Source organism: Streptomyces qaidamensis, assembly GCF_001611795.1.
In the GTDB taxonomy this organism is placed as follows: Bacteria; Actinomycetota; Actinomycetes; order Streptomycetales; family Streptomycetaceae; genus Streptomyces; species Streptomyces qaidamensis.
Map to the genome: position 1 here is coordinate 8,819,614 of NZ_CP015098.1, position 16,207 is coordinate 8,835,820.

12 protein-coding genes are annotated in these 16,207 nt (G+C 71.1%); 6 read left to right on the forward strand and 6 right to left on the reverse strand.

Translation table 11 applies throughout. The annotated features are described in order from the left end of the window. Positions 1 to 44 precede the first annotated feature (44 nt). Entirely contained in the window at positions 45 to 716 is a 672-nt protein-coding gene (locus tag A4E84_RS38675; RefSeq protein WP_063827544.1) for a hypothetical protein, read from the reverse strand. A gap of 100 nt (positions 717 to 816) precedes the next feature. Between A4E84_RS38675 and A4E84_RS38680 the strand changes: the two genes are divergently transcribed. Beyond that, complete coding sequence (locus A4E84_RS38680) at positions 817 to 1,443, forward strand: TetR/AcrR family transcriptional regulator (protein WP_062931000.1); 627 nt, start codon at positions 817 to 819, stop codon at positions 1,441 to 1,443. A 102-nt stretch (positions 1,444 to 1,545) separates the two neighbouring features. Beyond that, positions 1,546 to 1,719, forward strand: a complete 174-nt coding sequence (locus A4E84_RS41715) for a CsbD family protein (RefSeq protein ID WP_078625313.1) — start codon at positions 1,546 to 1,548, stop codon at positions 1,717 to 1,719. A 93-nt stretch (positions 1,720 to 1,812) separates the two neighbouring features. Here the strand turns inward: A4E84_RS41715 and A4E84_RS38685 are convergent, their stop codons facing one another. From A4E84_RS38685 to A4E84_RS38705, 4 genes are read right to left on the reverse strand one after another with little or no spacing between them, the layout of a single operon-like run. Then, positions 1,813 to 2,805 (reverse strand): ABC transporter ATP-binding protein, encoded by a 993-nt coding sequence (locus A4E84_RS38685; protein ID WP_062931001.1) that lies wholly within the window; start codon positions 2,803 to 2,805, stop codon positions 1,813 to 1,815. After that, the gene (locus tag A4E84_RS45045) at positions 2,798 to 4,738 is read right to left on the reverse strand and encodes a dipeptide/oligopeptide/nickel ABC transporter permease/ATP-binding protein (protein WP_237305085.1); all 1,941 of its coding nucleotides are present in this window, start codon (positions 4,736 to 4,738) and stop codon (positions 2,798 to 2,800) included. The genes A4E84_RS38685 and A4E84_RS45045 overlap by 8 nt, the downstream gene beginning before the upstream one ends. A 14-nt stretch (positions 4,739 to 4,752) precedes the next feature. Then, complete coding sequence (locus A4E84_RS38700; protein ID WP_062931002.1) at positions 4,753 to 5,679, reverse strand: ABC transporter permease; 927 nt, start codon at positions 5,677 to 5,679, stop codon at positions 4,753 to 4,755. A gap of 10 nt (positions 5,680 to 5,689) precedes the next feature. After that, positions 5,690 to 7,231, reverse strand: coding sequence for an ABC transporter substrate-binding protein (locus A4E84_RS38705; protein ID WP_062931003.1), 1,542 nt, complete (start codon positions 7,229 to 7,231; stop codon positions 5,690 to 5,692). 205 nt (positions 7,232 to 7,436) lie between these two features. On the opposite strand from A4E84_RS38705, the gene A4E84_RS38710 reads away from it, so the two are divergent. Then, a complete protein-coding gene (locus A4E84_RS38710; protein WP_062931004.1) occupies positions 7,437 to 10,616 on the forward strand; it encodes a glycoside hydrolase in 3,180 nt (1,059 codons plus the stop codon). 51 nt (positions 10,617 to 10,667) lie between these two features. Here A4E84_RS38710 and A4E84_RS38715 read toward each other — a convergent pair whose 3' ends face one another. Beyond that, the gene (locus tag A4E84_RS38715; protein ID WP_062931005.1) at positions 10,668 to 12,113 is read right to left on the reverse strand and encodes a glyceraldehyde-3-phosphate dehydrogenase; all 1,446 of its coding nucleotides are present in this window, start codon (positions 12,111 to 12,113) and stop codon (positions 10,668 to 10,670) included. A 157-nt stretch (positions 12,114 to 12,270) separates the two neighbouring features. Here A4E84_RS38715 and A4E84_RS38720 point away from each other — a divergent pair, with 157 nt between their 5' ends. The 3 genes from A4E84_RS38720 (at position 12,271) to katG (ending at position 16,078) form a co-directional block, all read left to right on the forward strand. Continuing rightward, complete coding sequence (locus A4E84_RS38720; protein WP_062931006.1) at positions 12,271 to 13,137, forward strand: hypothetical protein; 867 nt, start codon at positions 12,271 to 12,273, stop codon at positions 13,135 to 13,137. Between the two features lie 177 nt (positions 13,138 to 13,314). Next, positions 13,315 to 13,752, forward strand: a complete 438-nt coding sequence (locus tag A4E84_RS38725; RefSeq protein ID WP_062931007.1) for a Fur family transcriptional regulator — start codon at positions 13,315 to 13,317, stop codon at positions 13,750 to 13,752. Positions 13,753 to 13,858: 106 nt separating this feature from the next. Next, on the forward strand, positions 13,859 to 16,078 hold the full coding sequence (gene katG / locus A4E84_RS38730) for a catalase/peroxidase HPI (protein ID WP_062931008.1): 2,220 nt from the start codon (positions 13,859 to 13,861) through the stop codon (positions 16,076 to 16,078). Positions 16,079 to 16,207: the final 129 nt, after the last annotated feature.

Consider the following 16,207-nt stretch of genomic DNA (forward strand, 5'->3'; position numbering starts at 1 on the left):
GATCGTGATCACGCCCAGCCTCTCACGACGTGAACGGCCGACGGTCAACGGCCGGTCGGCCGTCCCGGCTCGGCGCGCAGCAGGACGATCCCGTACACGACGATCCACACCACCCACATCAGCCATCCGGCGAGCCCGAGGTGCTCGAGCGGACCGAGACGGTCCATGACCCATGGCGTCAACACGGCCGAGCCGAGCATCAGGGCGGCCGACACCAGACCCCACCTGCCGTGCCAGGGACGCACCAGCCCGGTACGCAGCCCGCCCACGGACAGACCTACCAGGGCCAGCGCGAGGAAGGTGCCGTTGAGGGTGAACAGGGCGTCGTGGAGTGCCCACAGACCCGTGTCCGCGCCGACGCCGTCCGCCGCCGTCGACGCGAGGGCCAGCCGTAGGGCGATGACGCCGGCGAAAGCCGCGTTCTGCAACAGGAGCCCGGCGAAGCCGACCAGCGCCCACGCCGAGCCGCGCTCCCCCTCGCCTTGCCACAGCACCCGGACCGCTCCCGCACCGAACACCGTGGCCAGGACCCAGGCCGCGGGCGTGAGCGCGGAACCGATGCCGACCAGGTCGTGGTGGGCCCGGAAGAACCCGTCCACCTCCCCGATGCCGGCACCGGTGCGCGGCAGGCCCGCCGGGACCAGGACCACGTTCCCGGCGACGATCAGGAAGGCGAAGCCCAGCGCGGCCAAGCCGCTGACACGGGTGAAACTCATGGCGGCCGGGGCGCTCCCCGGCAGTGTACGTAACATATATTGATTATAAGGGCCGTAAACCAAAAGACCGTAGGACCCAAAGCGCGGAAGGGCAGGAGCCATGAGCGAGGAGCCGGGGCGACGGCGGTACGACTCGCTGCGCCGGACGGCACAGGCGCAGCAGACCCGTGCCGACGTCGCCCGCGCCGCGTTGCGCCTGTTCGTCTCCCAGGGATGGGCGGCGACCACGATCCGGGACGTGGCGCGCGAGGCGGGGGTGTCCGTGCCGACCGTCTACGCCGCGTACGGCAACAAGTCGGGCCTGACCCGGGCGTTGGCCGATGCGGCCGACCTCTCGGCCGATGTGCCGCGGCTCGTCGCGGCGCTGGAGTCACCCACCGCGGACCCCGCGGGCCAGCTCGCCGCCATGGCCGGATACGACCGGCGCCTGTACGAGCGCGCCGGTGACGTCATCACCCTCGTACGCGAAGCGGGCCGCTCCGAGCCGGAGCTCGCCACGCTGTACGACGACAGTCGCCGACGTGGCGACCGGACCCGGGCACAGGTCTTCTCCTCCTGGCCGCCGGGTGTCCTGAGAACCGGACTCGATGTGCTGTCGGCGGTCGACGTCTACGCGGCGCTGTGCAACATCGACGTCTACGCCGTACTGACCGGCGAGCGCGGGTGGTCAGCCGACCAGGTGGAACAGTGGTGGTGCGGTGTGCTGGTGCGCGAGCTGCTCCACTGACCGCCGGTGACGGACTCGGGGCCCGTGACACGTTTGGGCTGCCGCTGCTCCGGTCACTCGTGCGGTGACCCGTAGTCGGACACGACGTGGAGTGAGCGAACCGTGGCTGGAGACCAGAAGGGCAAGGCGAAGGCCGAGCAGGCCAAGGGCAAGGCCAAGGAGACGATCGGCCGCGCGGTGGGCAACGAGCGGCTGGAGGCCGAAGGCCGGGCGGAGCAGTCGAAGGGTGACGCCCGACAGGCCAAGGAGAAGACGAAGGACGTCTTCAAGCACTGAGTCGCTGGCACGAGAGAGATCATGTGGCCGTGCCGCGTCCCGTGGGGACGCGGCACGGCCATGTTCCCACCTGCATGAGCCAGGACCGGCCCGTCACGTCGCAGGGGTCTCCTCCAGGGGGAAGTGACAGGCGGCTCCGTGGAGCGGCGCACCGGGTGGCGGCGTGGGCACGGTCTCGGCGCACACGTCCCGCACCCGCGGACACCGCGTCCGGAACCGGCACCCGGAGGGCGGATCGGCCGGTGACGGGAGCTCACCGGTGAGCACGATGCGCTGCCTTCGGCGCCCGCCGGCCACGGGGGAGGGCGCGGCGGACAGCAGCGCCTCGGTGTACGGATGGCGCGGACGCTCGTAGAGCTCCTCCGTGGGGCCCGACTCCACCATTTTGCCGAGGTACATCACGGCGACCCGGTCGGCCAGGTGCCGCACCACGGACAGGTCGTGCGAGATGAACACGTACGACAGGCCCAGCTCGTCCCGCAGGTCGCACAGGAGGTTGAGCACCTGTGCCTGCACCGACAGGTCCAGCGCGGAGACGGGCTCGTCGCAGACGATCACCTCGGGTTCCAGTGCCAGGGCCCGGGCGATCCCGATCCGCTGCCGCTGCCCGCCGGAGAACTCGTGCGGAAGGCGACGCGCGTCCGAGGCACGCAGGCCGACCATCTCCAGCAGCTCCGTCACGCGCGCCGCACGCCGCGACACGGGAACGAGGGACCGGTGGGTCAGCCAGGGCTCGCCGATGAGTTCCGCGGCGGTGAGGCGGGGGTTGAGCGAACCGAACGGATCCTGGAAGACCATCTGCACCTTGCGCCGCCAGGCCAGCAGTTCCGCGCCCGACAACGCGAAGGGGTCGGCGCCCCCGTACCGGACGCTGCCCGCGTCGGGGCGCTCCAGCCGCAGCAGGACCCGGGCCAGCGTGGACTTGCCGCAGCCGGACTCACCGACGAGACCGAGGGTCTCCCCGCGGGCCAGGGTGAGGTCCACCCCGTCCAGTGCCCGTAGCCGCCTGCCGCCCCGCAGGGTCCGCCGGACGGCGAAGCTCTTGGCCAGACCGGTGGCCGCAAGCAGTGCCTCGTGCTCAGGCATCGGCCAGTTCCTTCCCGAAGTGGCAGGCGGCGGCCCGGCCCGCTCCGGTGCCGGTCAGCGCAGGCCGGTGCGTGGCGCAGCGCTCCCGGGCCAGGGGGCAGCGGGTACGGAACGCGCAGCCCGCCGGGACGGCGCCCGGGTCCGGAGGGCCGCCGGGAATGGAACGCAGCCGGGCGCCCCGGTGCTGCTCGGCCGGGACCGACTCCAGCAAGCCCCGCGTGTAGGGGTGGTGAGGTCTGGCGAACACCTCCGCCACCGGCCCGGTCTCCACGACGGTGCCCGCGTACATGACGGCGACCCGGTCCGCGTGCTCGGCGGCGAGCCCGAGGTCGTGCGTGATCAGGACGAGCGCCGTGCGCTGCTCGCCGCGCAACTCGGCGAGGAGGTCCATGATCTGGGCCTGCACGGTGACGTCCAGAGCGGTCGTGGGCTCGTCGGCGATCAGAACCTTGGGCCGCAGGGCGACCGCCGTCGCGATCAGCAGACGTTGCCGCATGCCGCCGGAGAACTGGTGCGGATAGGCCGCCGCCCGGGAGCGGGCCTCGGGGATGCCCACGCGTTCCATCAGCTCCACCGCCCTGGCCCGCGCCGTCCGCCGGGACATGCCCTCGTGGATGCGGAACGGCTCGGCGAGCTGCGTGCCGACGGTGAGGACGGGGTTGAGCGCGCTGAGCGCGTCCTGGAAGACCATGGCCAGATGCGGGCCGGCCAGCCGCCGCCTGGCCCGCGGGCCGAGCCCGAGCAGGTCCACACCGTCGAGGCGCACCCGGCCGCCCGTCACCTCCGCGACCGGGTCGAGCAGCCCGGCTACGGCGTGCGCGGTCATGCTCTTGCCGCAGCCCGACTCGCCGAGCAGCGCGAGCGTCTCGCCCGACCGCACGGTGAAGCCGACCCCGCGGACCACGTGGACGGGCCCGGCCGGGGTGTGGACGTCGACGGACAGGTCCTCGACGGCCAGGACGGCCGCGTTCGACGGGCGGGTGCCGCTCCCCGCCGCCGAACGCTCCCGCTCGCGACGCGGCCTCCTCCCGGCCGTCCGTCCGAGCGCCTCCCGCCACCGCTGCCCCGGATCGGCCGTCAGCCGAGCCCACGAGGCGAGAACGGTCGCGGACACGGTCGTGACGACGATGGCGAGCCCCGGGAAGAACGCGATCCACCACGCGCTCTGCAACTCCTGCCGCCCCTGCGCCACCATCAACCCCCAGGAGACATCCGGCGGTTGGATGCCGATGCCCAGGAAGCTGAGCGATGACTCGGCCAGCATCACGAAACAGAAGTCGAGCGCGGCGACGGTGAGCAGCGTGGGCAGCACACTCGGTGCGACATGCCGCCGGACGGCAGCCCAGCTGCCCGTGCCGAACGTACGGGCCGCGTCCATGAACAGCCGCCCGCGCAGCTCCGCCGCCTCGGCCCGGGCGGTCCGCAGGTAGACCGGGATGCGGGCCACGGCCAGGACCAGCACGAGGCTCGCGGCACTCGGTGAGAAGACGTACAGCACGACCACGGCCAGCAGCAGGGAGGGGAAGCTGAGGATCACGTCGGCCACGCGCAGCGACACGCTCTCGCGCCGACCGCCGTGGTATCCGGCCCACATGCCCCACACCGAGCCGACGGCGAGGGAGCACAGGACGGCGGGCACCGCCACGGCCAGGGTGGTCCCGGCCGCGGTCAGCAGCCGCGCGGCGACGGGGCGGCCGAGGGAGTCACTGCCGAGGACGAAGGCCCAGCCGTGGTCGAGACGGAAGGGAGGCCGGTCCGGAGCGCGCAGGTTCTGACGGGTCGCCAGGTCCGCGGCCAGAAGCGGCCCCAGGACGGCGCACAGCGCCACCAGGACCAGCACCAGGGCGGCCGCGCAGGCGAACCGGTCCCGGAGCAGCAAGGCGAACCACCGCCGCCGTACGGCCGGACCGCCGGCCTCGGATGTGTCGAGCATGTCCCGTCCTTGGCTCATGCCGCCGCCCGCTGCCGTACCCGCGGATCCAGGAGCGCGTGGAGAAGGTCCACCAGGATGTTGAGGGCGAAGATCGCCAGTGCCGTCAGGAGCACCGCCGCCTGCAGGACCGCGAAGTCGCGCTGCAGCACCGAGTCGATCATGAGCTTGCCGATCCCGGGCCAGCCGAAGATCGTCTCGACGACCACGGCCCCGTTGACCAGCCCCACGGCCAGGTCGCCCGCAACGGTGAGGGCCGGTGCCGCGGCGTTCCTCAGCGCGTGCCCGAAGACCACACGCGGTTCGGAGGCCCCCTTGCCGCGCGCCACCTTCACGTACGGGGCGGACAGCGCGGAGACCATGGCGCCCCGCACCACGTGCACCAGCACGCCGAACGGACGGATGAGCAGCGTCGCCACGGGCAGCACCCAGGCCGCCGCGCCGCTGGTGCCGGAGGTGGGCAGCCAGCCCAGGGTGACCGCGAAGACCAGCACGCCCATGATGGCGATCCAGAAGTCGGGGACGCTCGCGGCCGTGGACGACAGGAAGCTCGCGATCCGGTCGGTCGCCGAGTTCGGCCGGTAGGCAGCCAGGCTGCCGATGACCACAGCGCCCAGGATGGCGAGCAGCATCGTCCAGCCGGCCAGTTGCAGCGTCGCGGGGAAGGCGCGCAGGACGGCCTCGCCGGCCGGCTGGGCGGTGCGCAGCGACTCGCCGAAGTCGAGGTGCGCGACCTGGGCGAGATAGTCGCCGAACTGGGTGATCAGCGGTTCGTCCAGGCCGTTGCGGGCGGCGAACTCGGCGCGCATCTCGGGCGTCGCGCTCAGCGGCAGGTACAGGTTGGCGGGGTCTCCGGTGAGGCGGGCCAGGAAGAACACGCCGAGGACCACGACCAGCAGCGGGATGACGCTGGAGACGGCGCGGTGGCGTAACAGGGTCAGCATGGGTCCTCCCTCAGTCCGCGCGTCGCATGTCGGCGAGTCGCATCTCGTCGTTGGTGGCCGAGTCGGGCTTGTAGCGGACCTTGGGGGAGAGGGCCAGCAGGCCGGTCATGTTGGCCATCACGGCATCCCGTACGACCTCGTCGTTCTGGTAGGCGAACGCGTCGGCGAACGCACGCTGTCGTGTGGCGCCCGAGGCGAGCTGGGCCCTGTCGATGCGCGCGTCGAGCTCGGCGGTGCCGTAGCTGCTCTGGGCGCCCTGGCTGCCGTAGATCTGGCCCAGCGTGAACGCGGCGTCCCCGGCCTGGTTGCCGTGCTGGGCCTGGAGCAGGGTGGGGCCGGTGTCACCGGTGGGGAAGGGGCGCAGCAGGTACTCCAGCCACGCGTTGACGTCGAGCATCTTGATCCTGGCCTTCAGCCCGGCCTTGAGCAGACCGTCCTGGACGACTTCCATGGCCTCGGCGGCCTTCGGGTAGATGCCGTTGCGGCCGATGATGGTGAGGGTGGTGTCGGTCCGTACCCCGTCGGCGCGGGCCTCGGCGACGAGCCGCCGGGCGCGTTCCGGGTCGTACGGCCAGGGCGCTATGCGCGGGTTGTAGCCGGTGACGCCCCGGGAGACGAGCTGCCCGCTGGGCCGGCCGGCGAAGACGGCCGTCGTCAACCCCTCGCGGTCGATGGCGTAGTTGACGGCCCGACGGACCCGGATGTCGTCCAGCGGTGGCTTGGTGGCGTCGATCCGCAGGTACGAGACCTCGTTGGTGGCGAACTCGACCGCCCGGTCACCCGCCCCGTCCTCGGGGGCGAGCCCGATGGCGACGTCCGCCTCGTTGTTCGTCACCATGGCCGCGCGCACACTGCCCTCGGCGCGCCAGACATAGGTGGCCGCGGAGAAGTCGGGGGTCTTGCCCCAGTAGCCGGGGAAGCGCTTCAGCCGCAGGTAGCGGCCCTGGTTCCACTCGTCGATCCGGTAGGGCCCCGTGCCGACCGGCTCGCGCACGCGGGAGTCGGGGTCGGTGCCCACCGGCACGATCTCGACGAACGACAGGCGCAGCGGCAGGATCGGGTCGGGCTTCGAGGTGGTGACCCGGAGGGTGGTGTCGTCGACGGGCGTGGCCGTGAGCTCGCTGTCGGCGAAGATGTAGCCGTCGACGTTGCAGTCGATGGCCGAGTCCGTGGCGCGCTCGACCGAGAACGCCGCCGCGGCCGCTGTGAACGGCGAGCCGTCGTGGAAGGTGACCCCTCTGCGGAGGGTGAAGTTCCACGAAGTGGCCGACGTACGGGTCCACTTGGTGGCGAGAGCGGGTTCGAGGTCTCCGGTCGACGGTTCGCGCTCGGTGAGGGCCTCCGTGATGTTGGCCCGTGTCACCCTGCCGGTCGCCGTCAGTGAGGCGTCGCAGGGGTCGAGGGTGGGCGGTTCCTCGGGAAGGACGATGCGCAGGGTGCCCGGGCCGCCGCCGACGGGATCGGCACCCGCCACCGAACAGCCGGAGGCGGCGAGCAGGACGACGAGGGACGTGACGATCGGACGACTGCGGGACAAGCCTGGGCCGGGCACGGTTCCTCCGCGTTCACTCGCGTGCACAACAGAGAACGTTGTTTAGATATGTGGACGATCATTATTGAGGGGCCCGGCCTGAACGCGTCAAGAGGTGTGCGCCGGTTCTCAACTCGCCTCAGCTCTTGACGTGTTGATTGCCGTCCTAAAACATTCGGGAAACTCGATTGATTCTGCGCGGTTCTGTTCGCTCTGAAGGGAATCCATGTCCAGCAGACGTCGCCTCGCCCGGACGGCACTGGCGATCACCGTCCCCCTGGCGCTCGGTGCGGGCCTCATGGCCCTGCCTCCCGCCGCCGCCGCTGCCGCCGACCCGCCCGCGAGTGCGGTCACGGTAAGCATCGACCCGTCCTACCGGCAGCAGGAGTTCGAAGGGTGGGGGACGAGCCTCGTCTGGTTCGCCAACATCACAGGCCGCTACCCCGAACCCATCCGGCAGAAGCTCGCCGACATGCTGTTCGGCGAGGACGGACTCCGCCTGAACATCGCGCGCTACAACATCGGCGGCGGCAACGCCCCCGACGTCCGCAAGGACTACATGAAGACCGGCGCGACGATGGACGGCTTCTGGAAGGCGCCCGAGGGCACCACCAGGGCGGACACCGACTGGTGGAACCCCGACGACCCGGGGCACTGGGACTGGTCCGCCGACCCCGGCCAGCGCTGGTGGGTGGACCGCGTCAAGAGCAAGGTGACGAAGTGGGAGGCCTTCAGCAACTCACCGCCCTGGTTCCAGACCGTCAGCGGCTACGTCTCGGGCGGCTTCGACGCGAACACCGACCAGATACGGGCGGACCGCGTCGACGACTTCGCCACCTACCTGGTCGAAGTCACCGACCAGTTGGAGAAGAAGCACCGCATCCGGTTCGACACCATCGCCCCGCTCAACGAGCCCAACACCAACTACTGGGGCACCCAGATCGGCCCCGACGGGCAGCCCACCGGTGGCCGCCAGGAGGGCGCGCACGCCGGCCCGGAACTCCAGCAGAAGGTCGTACTGGCCCTGCAACGCGCACTGGAGAAGGCGAGAACCCGCGCCACGATCTCCGCGATGGACGAGACGAACCCCAGCACCTTCGTCCGCAACTGGAACGCCTACGACAGCACCGCCCGGGCCGCCGTCGACCAGCTCAACGTGCACACCTACGGCACCGGCATGCGCACCAGCGCCCGCGACAGCGCCAAGGCCGCGGACAAGCCGTTCTGGATGAGCGAGGTCGAGGGCACCTGGGGGACCGGCACCGACTTCACCGGCATGGAACCGGGACTCGGCATCGCCACCCGGGTCATCGAGGACATGCGTGAACTGGAGCCGTCCGCCTGGGTGTTGTGGCAGCCGGTCGAGGACTCCATCCCGCAGGCGCAGGCCGGCAAGAACTGGGGCAGCATCCACATCCCGTTCAACTGCACGGCCAAGGACACCCTGGAGACCTGCCCGGTCAAGGCCAACACCAAGTACCACACCCTGCGCAACTTCACCCACCACATCCGCCCCGGCGACCACTTCGTCAAGTCCGACGACCCCTCCAGCGTCGCCGCCGTACGCAAGTCCGGCCGCGGAGCGACGGTGGTCCACGTCAACAACGGCACGGCCCCGCGCGCGGTGACCGTGGACCTCTCGAAGTTCCGGCGGGTCGCCCCCGGCGCCACCGTGACCCCCGTGGTGACCAGCGCCGACGGTGCGCTCGTCCGCGGCACGTCCGTCAAGGTGAAGAACGACGCGGCCACCGTGACCGTCCCGGCCAAGTCGGTCACGACCCTCCTCGTCGACGGCGTGTCCGGTACCGCCGCCGACGCCGGGCTCGTCCAGCCCGGCCATGTCTACCGCCTCCAGGGCACCCAGAGCGGCAAGTCCCTTGCACCGTCCCCCGACGGCGACGGCGTCGTCGTCCGCACGGCCGACCCGGCCGCCGAGTCCCAGCTGTGGCGGGTGAAGCGGCTGACCCGCGGCGAGGGCAACCGTGAACGCTACGCCCTCGTCAACGCCGCGAACGGCAGGCGCCTGGCCGTCCGCGACGACGAGGCCGTACTCGAAGACGGGGCCACACCGGCCGCACAGTGGATCACGTCCACCACCGGCGACGGCACCTGGACCTTCGTCAACGCCGCGACGGGCCGCCTCCTCGACGTCGTCGGGCAGTCGACCGCGGACGGCGCCCGCGTCTCGGCCCACCTCCCGACCTCGGGCGCGAACCAGCGCTGGGCAGTGACCGACGAGACGGTGCTCCGTACACGGCCGGCGACGGCGTTCACCGTGCCCGGGCGCGCCCCCGAACTGCCCGGGACCGTGACACCCGTCTTCCGTGACGGTGCCCGGGGCGCACTCCCCGTGCGGTGGGCGCTGCCCTCCGACGCACGCTGGCGCAAGCCCGGAACGGTACGCGTCGAGGGCCGGGCCACCGACGCCCTCGGCCGGACCGTCGCGGCCGAAGCGGTGGTCACCGTGGACACCATCGCCTCCACCCTCCCGGCCCGCGCCAAGGCCTTCACCGGCGGACGGCCCTCCCTGCCCGCCACGGTGACCGGCGTGGGACGGCACGGCGGCACCGCCGAACTCCCGGTCACCTGGGAGCCCGCATCCGAAGGCGCCTTCGACGACACCGGCGTGGTGACCCTGCGCGGCACGGCCCGGGTCCCGGGCGGGGACACGGCCGCCGCGACCGTACGCGTCCAGGTCACCGCACCCCGGGAGACCGACGCCGGGGGCGAGAAGGGCGTGACGGTCGGCGCCACCTACACCGAGAGCGGCTACTCCGCGGAGGGCCTGCGCAACGGCACCACGTCCGAGAAGGCATGGTCGAACTGGAAGTCCGGCACGAAGAACCCTGCGGACACCATCACCTTCACGCTGCCGGAAGCCCGCGATGTGAGCCGGGTCGTGACCCACTTCCACCGTGACGGCGCCAACGTCAGCTTCGCGGAGTCCCTCAAGGTGCAGGTGCGGGGCTCCGACGGCACCTGGTCCGACGCGAGCGGCCAGGTCGCCGTCGGCACCGAGGGGACGCCCGTGGCCGACGTGCCGGTGCGCGCGGCCGGCCCGGCGACGGGCGTGCGCGTGGTGATGACGGCCCGCCCGGGCGGCTACATCACCCTCGGCGAGATCGAGGTCCTCGCGAAGGCGCCGGGCGCTTCCACCGACGCCGCGGCCGCGTCGATCGCGGTGGACGGCAAGACCCTCAGCGGCTTCGAGCCGGACCGGGCGAGCTACCGGGTGGCGGTCGACCGCCCGGACCGCGCCGAGATCACCGCCACACCGCGTGACCCCTACGCGAAGGTGACGGTCCGGAGGGACACGGCCGGGGGCAGGACGGTCCACACCGTGACCGTGACCGGCGAGGACGGCTCACAGACACGGGAGTACCGGATCGAGCTCACCCGCCGCTGAACACACGGAAAGCGCGGGGCCCGCACGCCCCGCGCTTTCCGTCTTCCGGGATCAGACCGCCGGGGCCGGGTACGTCGGGTACTCCACGCCGGAGACGTGCTGCACGACACGGATGACCTGGCAGGAGTAGCCGAACTCGTTGTCGTACCACAGGTAGAGGATCGCGTTGTCGCCGTCGACCTTGGTCGCGCCGGCGTCGACGATCGAGGCGTGGCGCGAGCCGATGAAGTCGCTGGAGACCGCGTCGGGGGCCGTGGTGAAGTCGATCTGGCGCTTGAGGGGCGAGGTCAGGGAGACGTCGCGGAGGTGGTCGAGGACCTCCTCGCGGGTGGTCTCCCGGCCGAGCCGCAGGCTGAGGATGGCGATCGAGACATCCGGGACCGGGACGCGGATCGAGCTTCCGGTGATGGGTGCCTTGAGGTCGGGCAGCGCCTTGGCGACGGCCGAGGCGGCACCGGTCTCCGTGATGACCATGTTGAGCGGCGCGGACCGGCCTCGGCGGTCGGCCTTGTGGTAGTTGTCCAGCAGGTTCTGGTCGTTGGTGAACGAGTGAACCGTCTCCACGTGGCCGCGCTGGACCCCGAACTCGTCGTCCATCGCCTTCAGCGGCGGCACGATCGCGTTCGTGGTGCAGGACGCGCAGGACAGGATCTGCTCGTCCGGCTTGATGGTGTCGTGGTTGACGCCGTGCACGATGTTCGGGACGTCGCCCTTGCCGGGCGCGGTCAGCACGACCTTGTCGATACCGGGGCGCAGGTGCCCGGACAGGCCCTCGCGGTCGCGCCACTTGCCGGTGTTGTCGATGAGGATGGCGTCCTTGATGCCGTACGCCGTGTAGTCGACCTCGGACGGGTCGTTGGCGTAGATCACCTTGATGGCGTTGCCGTTGGCGACGATCGTGCTGTTCGCCTCGTCGACGGTGATGGTGCCCTGGAACTGGCCGTGGATCGAGTCGCGGCGCAGCAGCGAGGCACGCTTGACGATGTCCTGCTCGCCACCCCCGCGCACGACGATGGCCCGCAGCCGCAGACCGTTGCCCGAGCCGGACTTCTCGATGAGCAGCCGGGCGACCAGCCGGCCGATGCGGCCGAAGCCGTAGAGGACGACGTCCCGGCCCTCAGGGCGCTCGATCTTGTTGGCGCCCGTGGCACCGGCGACGGCCTCGGCGGTGAACTCCGCGACCGACAGACCGCGGTCGTCCTCGCGGTACGTCGCGGCGAGCATGCCGATGTCGATCTGGGACGGCCCGAGGTCGAGCTCGGCGAGGGTCTGCAGGAACGGCAGCGTCTCGGTGACCGAGAGCTCCGCACCGGCGATCTGCCGGGCGAACCGGTGAGTCTTGAGGATGCTGACCACCGACTTGTTCACCAGGGAGCGGCTGTGCAGCAGGACCGTCACGTCCCGCTCCCGGTGCAGCTTCCCGATGATCGGGATCATCGACTCCGCGATCTCCTCGCGGTTCTTCCAGTTGGTGAACGAGTCGTCGTTGAGAGTCACGAGTTCATCTTTCGAGCTAGGCGGCGCTCATATGTTAAACCGTCGATTTCCGGATCATGAACGGGGGCCTCCGATGCGTTCGGCGGCCTCTCCGCGCGCCCCTCAGGGCCGGGCCTGAGACGATCGAAAGCGGATTTTCTACGCGGAAGGGGTACACATGGACTACGACTCCGTGGCCGACGAGCTGTACGCCCTGCGCCCGGAGGAGTTCACCGCCGCCCGCGCCTCCGCCGTGGCCTCCGCCCGCACCGCCGGTGACCGGGAACTCGCCGAACGGATCGGGGCGTTGCGCAAGCCCAGCCTCGCGGCCTGGGTCAGCAACCTGCTGGTCCGCGGCAGCCCCGGGGAGGTCGAGCCCCTGCTGCGCCTGGGGGAGGGGCTGCGGCAGGCCCACCAAGACCTGGACGGCGCACAGCTGCGTGAGCTGAGCCGTCGGCAGCACGCGCTCATCCGGGCCCTGTCCCTGCAGGCCCGGCAGCTCGCGAAAGAGGCCGGCCATCCGATCGGCGAGGGTGCGCAGCGCGACGTCGAGAACACCCTGCATGCCGTCCTGGCCGACCCCGAGGCTGCGCGGGCCTGGGCGGGCGGCCGTCTGACCAAGCCGCTGAACGCGGCCGTCGGCTTCCCCGCCGTGGCCGAGGGCGCCCGGCCGCAGCGCCCCGCGCCCGCGCCCGCCCCCTCCCGCCCGGACAAGAAGACGAGCGAGCAGCAACGACGCCGACTGGAGCGGGCCCGGAAGGAGGCCGACGCCGTCGAGCGCGAGCTGCGGGAGCTGCGGGACGAGGCGGCGGTGGCGGGCCGGGCGGCGGGAGAGGCGAAGCAGCAGGTGGATGCCCTCCAGCGGCGCGTGGAGGAGCTCACCGGCGAGCTGGAACGGATCAGGGGCGAACACCAGCAGGCCCGCTTCGCCGAGCGGACGGCCCGGGAACGGGCGCGGACGGCCGACCGCCGGGTTCGTGAGGCCGACCGCAAGGCCGCGACGGCCGCTGCCCGGCTCGAACGCCTCACCTCATCGGACGCGTGATCGACGGACCGGCACGGCGGTGCGCGCCACCTGGCGCCTGCCGAGGCGCGATCATGTCACTGTGACTCAACTCACATCTCTCAAGTGGGCCGTCCAGCACTGCTCCACACGCAGGACACCAAAATTGAACCGTTCGTTTTCTTGAACCAGTCGTGTTTGTGTGACTAGGTTGTCCGCATGACCGCATCCGGGAACCCGACCGCCGCCGAGGAGCTGCGCGGTGCCGGCCTGAGGGTGACGGCCGCCCGCGTCGCGCTGCTCGAAGCCGTACGGGACGGTGACCACCTCGGCGCCGAGGCCATCGCCTCCGAGGTGCGCGGCCGCGTGGGCCACATCAGCGTCCAAGCCGTCTACGAGGGGCTGCACGCACTCACCGCGGCGGGACTGATACGCCGCCTCGACCCACCCGGCAGCCCGGCCCTCTACGAGGGGCGGGTCGGCGACAACCACCACCACCTCGTGTGCCGGTCGTGCGGATCCGTCGCCGACGTCGACTGCGCGGTCGGCCACGCCCCCTGTTTGACCGCGTCCGACGACCGCGGCTTCGCCGTCGACGAGGCCGAGGTCATCTACTGGGGCCTGTGCCCCGCCTGCTCCACCGCTCGCAGTTCCTGAGCACGTGATCCACCCGAGCGTTCCTGAGCACGTGATCCACCCCGAGCGTTCCTGAGCACCGTGATCCACCCGAGCACCGTGATCCACCCCGTCCGGAAGGATTTCCATGACTGAGAACCACGACGCGATCGTCACCGACCCCAAGTCGGAGGAAACGGGAGGCGGTTGCCCCGTGGCGCACGGCCGCGCTCTGCACCCGACCCAGGGGGGCGGCAACCGCCAGTGGTGGCCCGAGCGGCTCAACCTGAAGATCCTCGCCAAGAACCCCGAGGTGGCCAACCCCCTCGGTGAGGACTTCGACTACGCCGAGGCGTTCCAGGGTCTCGACCTCGCCGCCGTCAAACGCGACATCGCCGAGGTGCTCACCAGCTCGCAGGACTGGTGGCCGGCCGACTTCGGCAACTACGGCCCCCTGATGGTCCGTATGGCCTGGCACAGCGCGGGCACCTACCGCATCAGCGACGGCCGTGGCGGCGCCGGCGCCGGCCAGCAGCGGTTCGCCCCGCTCAACAGCTGGCCGGACAACGGCAACCTCGACAAGGCCCGCCGGCTGCTGTGGCCCGTGAAGAAGAAGTACGGCCAGTCCATCTCCTGGGCCGACCTCATGATCCTCACCGGCAACGTCGCGCTGGAGCAGATGGGCTTCGAGACCTTCGGCTTCGCCGGCGGCCGCAAGGACGTCTGGGAGCCTGAGGAGGACGTGTACTGGGGCCCCGAGACGACCTGGCTCGACGACAAGCGCTACACGGGCGACCGCGAGCTGGAGAACCCGCTCGGCGCCGTCCAGATGGGCCTCATCTACGTCAACCCCGAGGGCCCGAACGGCAACCCGGACCCGCTCGCCGCGGCCCGCGACATCCGTGAGACGTTCCGCCGCATGGCGATGAACGACGAGGAGACCGTCGCCCTGATCGCCGGCGGCCACACCTTCGGCAAGACCCACGGCGCGGGCCCGGCGGACCACGTCGGCGACGACCCCGAGGCCGCCTCCATGGAGGAGCAGGGCCTGGGCTGGCGCAGCACCTACGGCACCGGCAAGGGCGGCGACGCCATCACCTCCGGCCTGGAGGTCACCTGGACGAGCACGCCGACCCAGTGGAGCAACGGCTTCTTCAAGAACCTCTTCGAGTTCGAGTACGAGCTCGAGCAGAGCCCGGCCGGCGCCAACCAGTGGGTGGCGAAGGACGCCCCGGAGATCGTCCCGGACGCGCACGACTCCTCGAAGAAGCACCGTCCGAAGATGCTCACCACGGACTTGGCACTGCGCTTCGACCCGATCTACGAGCCCATCTCCCGCCGGTTCTACGAGAACCCCGAGGAGTTCGCGGACGCCTTCGCCCGCGCCTGGTTCAAGCTGACCCACCGTGACATGGGCCCGAAGTCCCTGTACCTCGGCCCGGAGGTGCCGGCGGAGACGCTGGTGTGGCAGGACCCGCTGCCGGAGGCCGAGGGCGAGACCGTCGACGCCGGCGACATCGAGACCCTCAAGACCAAGCTCCTGGAGTCGGGTCTGTCCGTCTCGCAGCTGGTGTCCACCGCCTGGGCCTCGGCGTCCACCTTCCGCGGCAGCGACAAGCGCGGCGGCGCCAACGGCGCCCGTATCCGCCTGGAGCCGCAGCGCGGCTGGGAGGTCAACGAGCCCGACGAGCTGGCGCAGGTCCTGCGGGTCCTGGAGGGCATCCAGCAGGAGTTCAACTCCGGCGCCAAGAAGGTCTCCCTGGCCGACCTGATCGTCCTCGGCGGCACCGCCGCCGTCGAGAAGGCCGCCAAGGAAGCCGGCTTCCAGGTGCAGGTTCCCTTCGCCGCGGGCCGTGTGGACGCGACGGAGGAGCACACCGACGCCGAGTCGTTCGAGGCGCTGGAGCCGACCGCCGACGGGTTCCGGAACTACCACGGCAAGGGCAACCGCCTGCCGGCCGAGTTCCTGCTGCTGGACCGGGCGAACCTGCTCACCCTGAGCGCCCCCGAGATGACCGTCCTGGTCGGCGGCCTGCGGGTGCTGGGCGCCAACTACCAGCAGTCCCAGCTCGGCGCCCTCACCAAGACGCCCGGCTCGCTGACCAACGACTTCTTCGTCAACCTGCTCGACCTGGGCATCGAGTGGAAGTCGACGACCGAGGACCAGACCACGTTCGAGGGCCGCGACGCCGCCACCGGCGAGGTCAAGTGGGCCGGCTCCCGCGCCGACCTGGTCTTCGGCTCGAACTCCGAGCTGCGCGCCCTGGCCGAGGTCTACGCGAGCGACGACGCGAAGGAGAAGTTCGTCAACGACTTCGTCGCGGCGTGGGTCAAGGTCATGAACCTGGACCGGTTCGACCTGGTCTGATCACCTCCGCATGACAGGACGCCCCGGGCCCTCGGCCCGGGGCGTCCCGCGTTGTCCCGGCAGCGTTGCCTGAGGGACCGTCAAAACCCGTTCAAGGTAAGAACATCACTTACCCAACTCTCACCATGA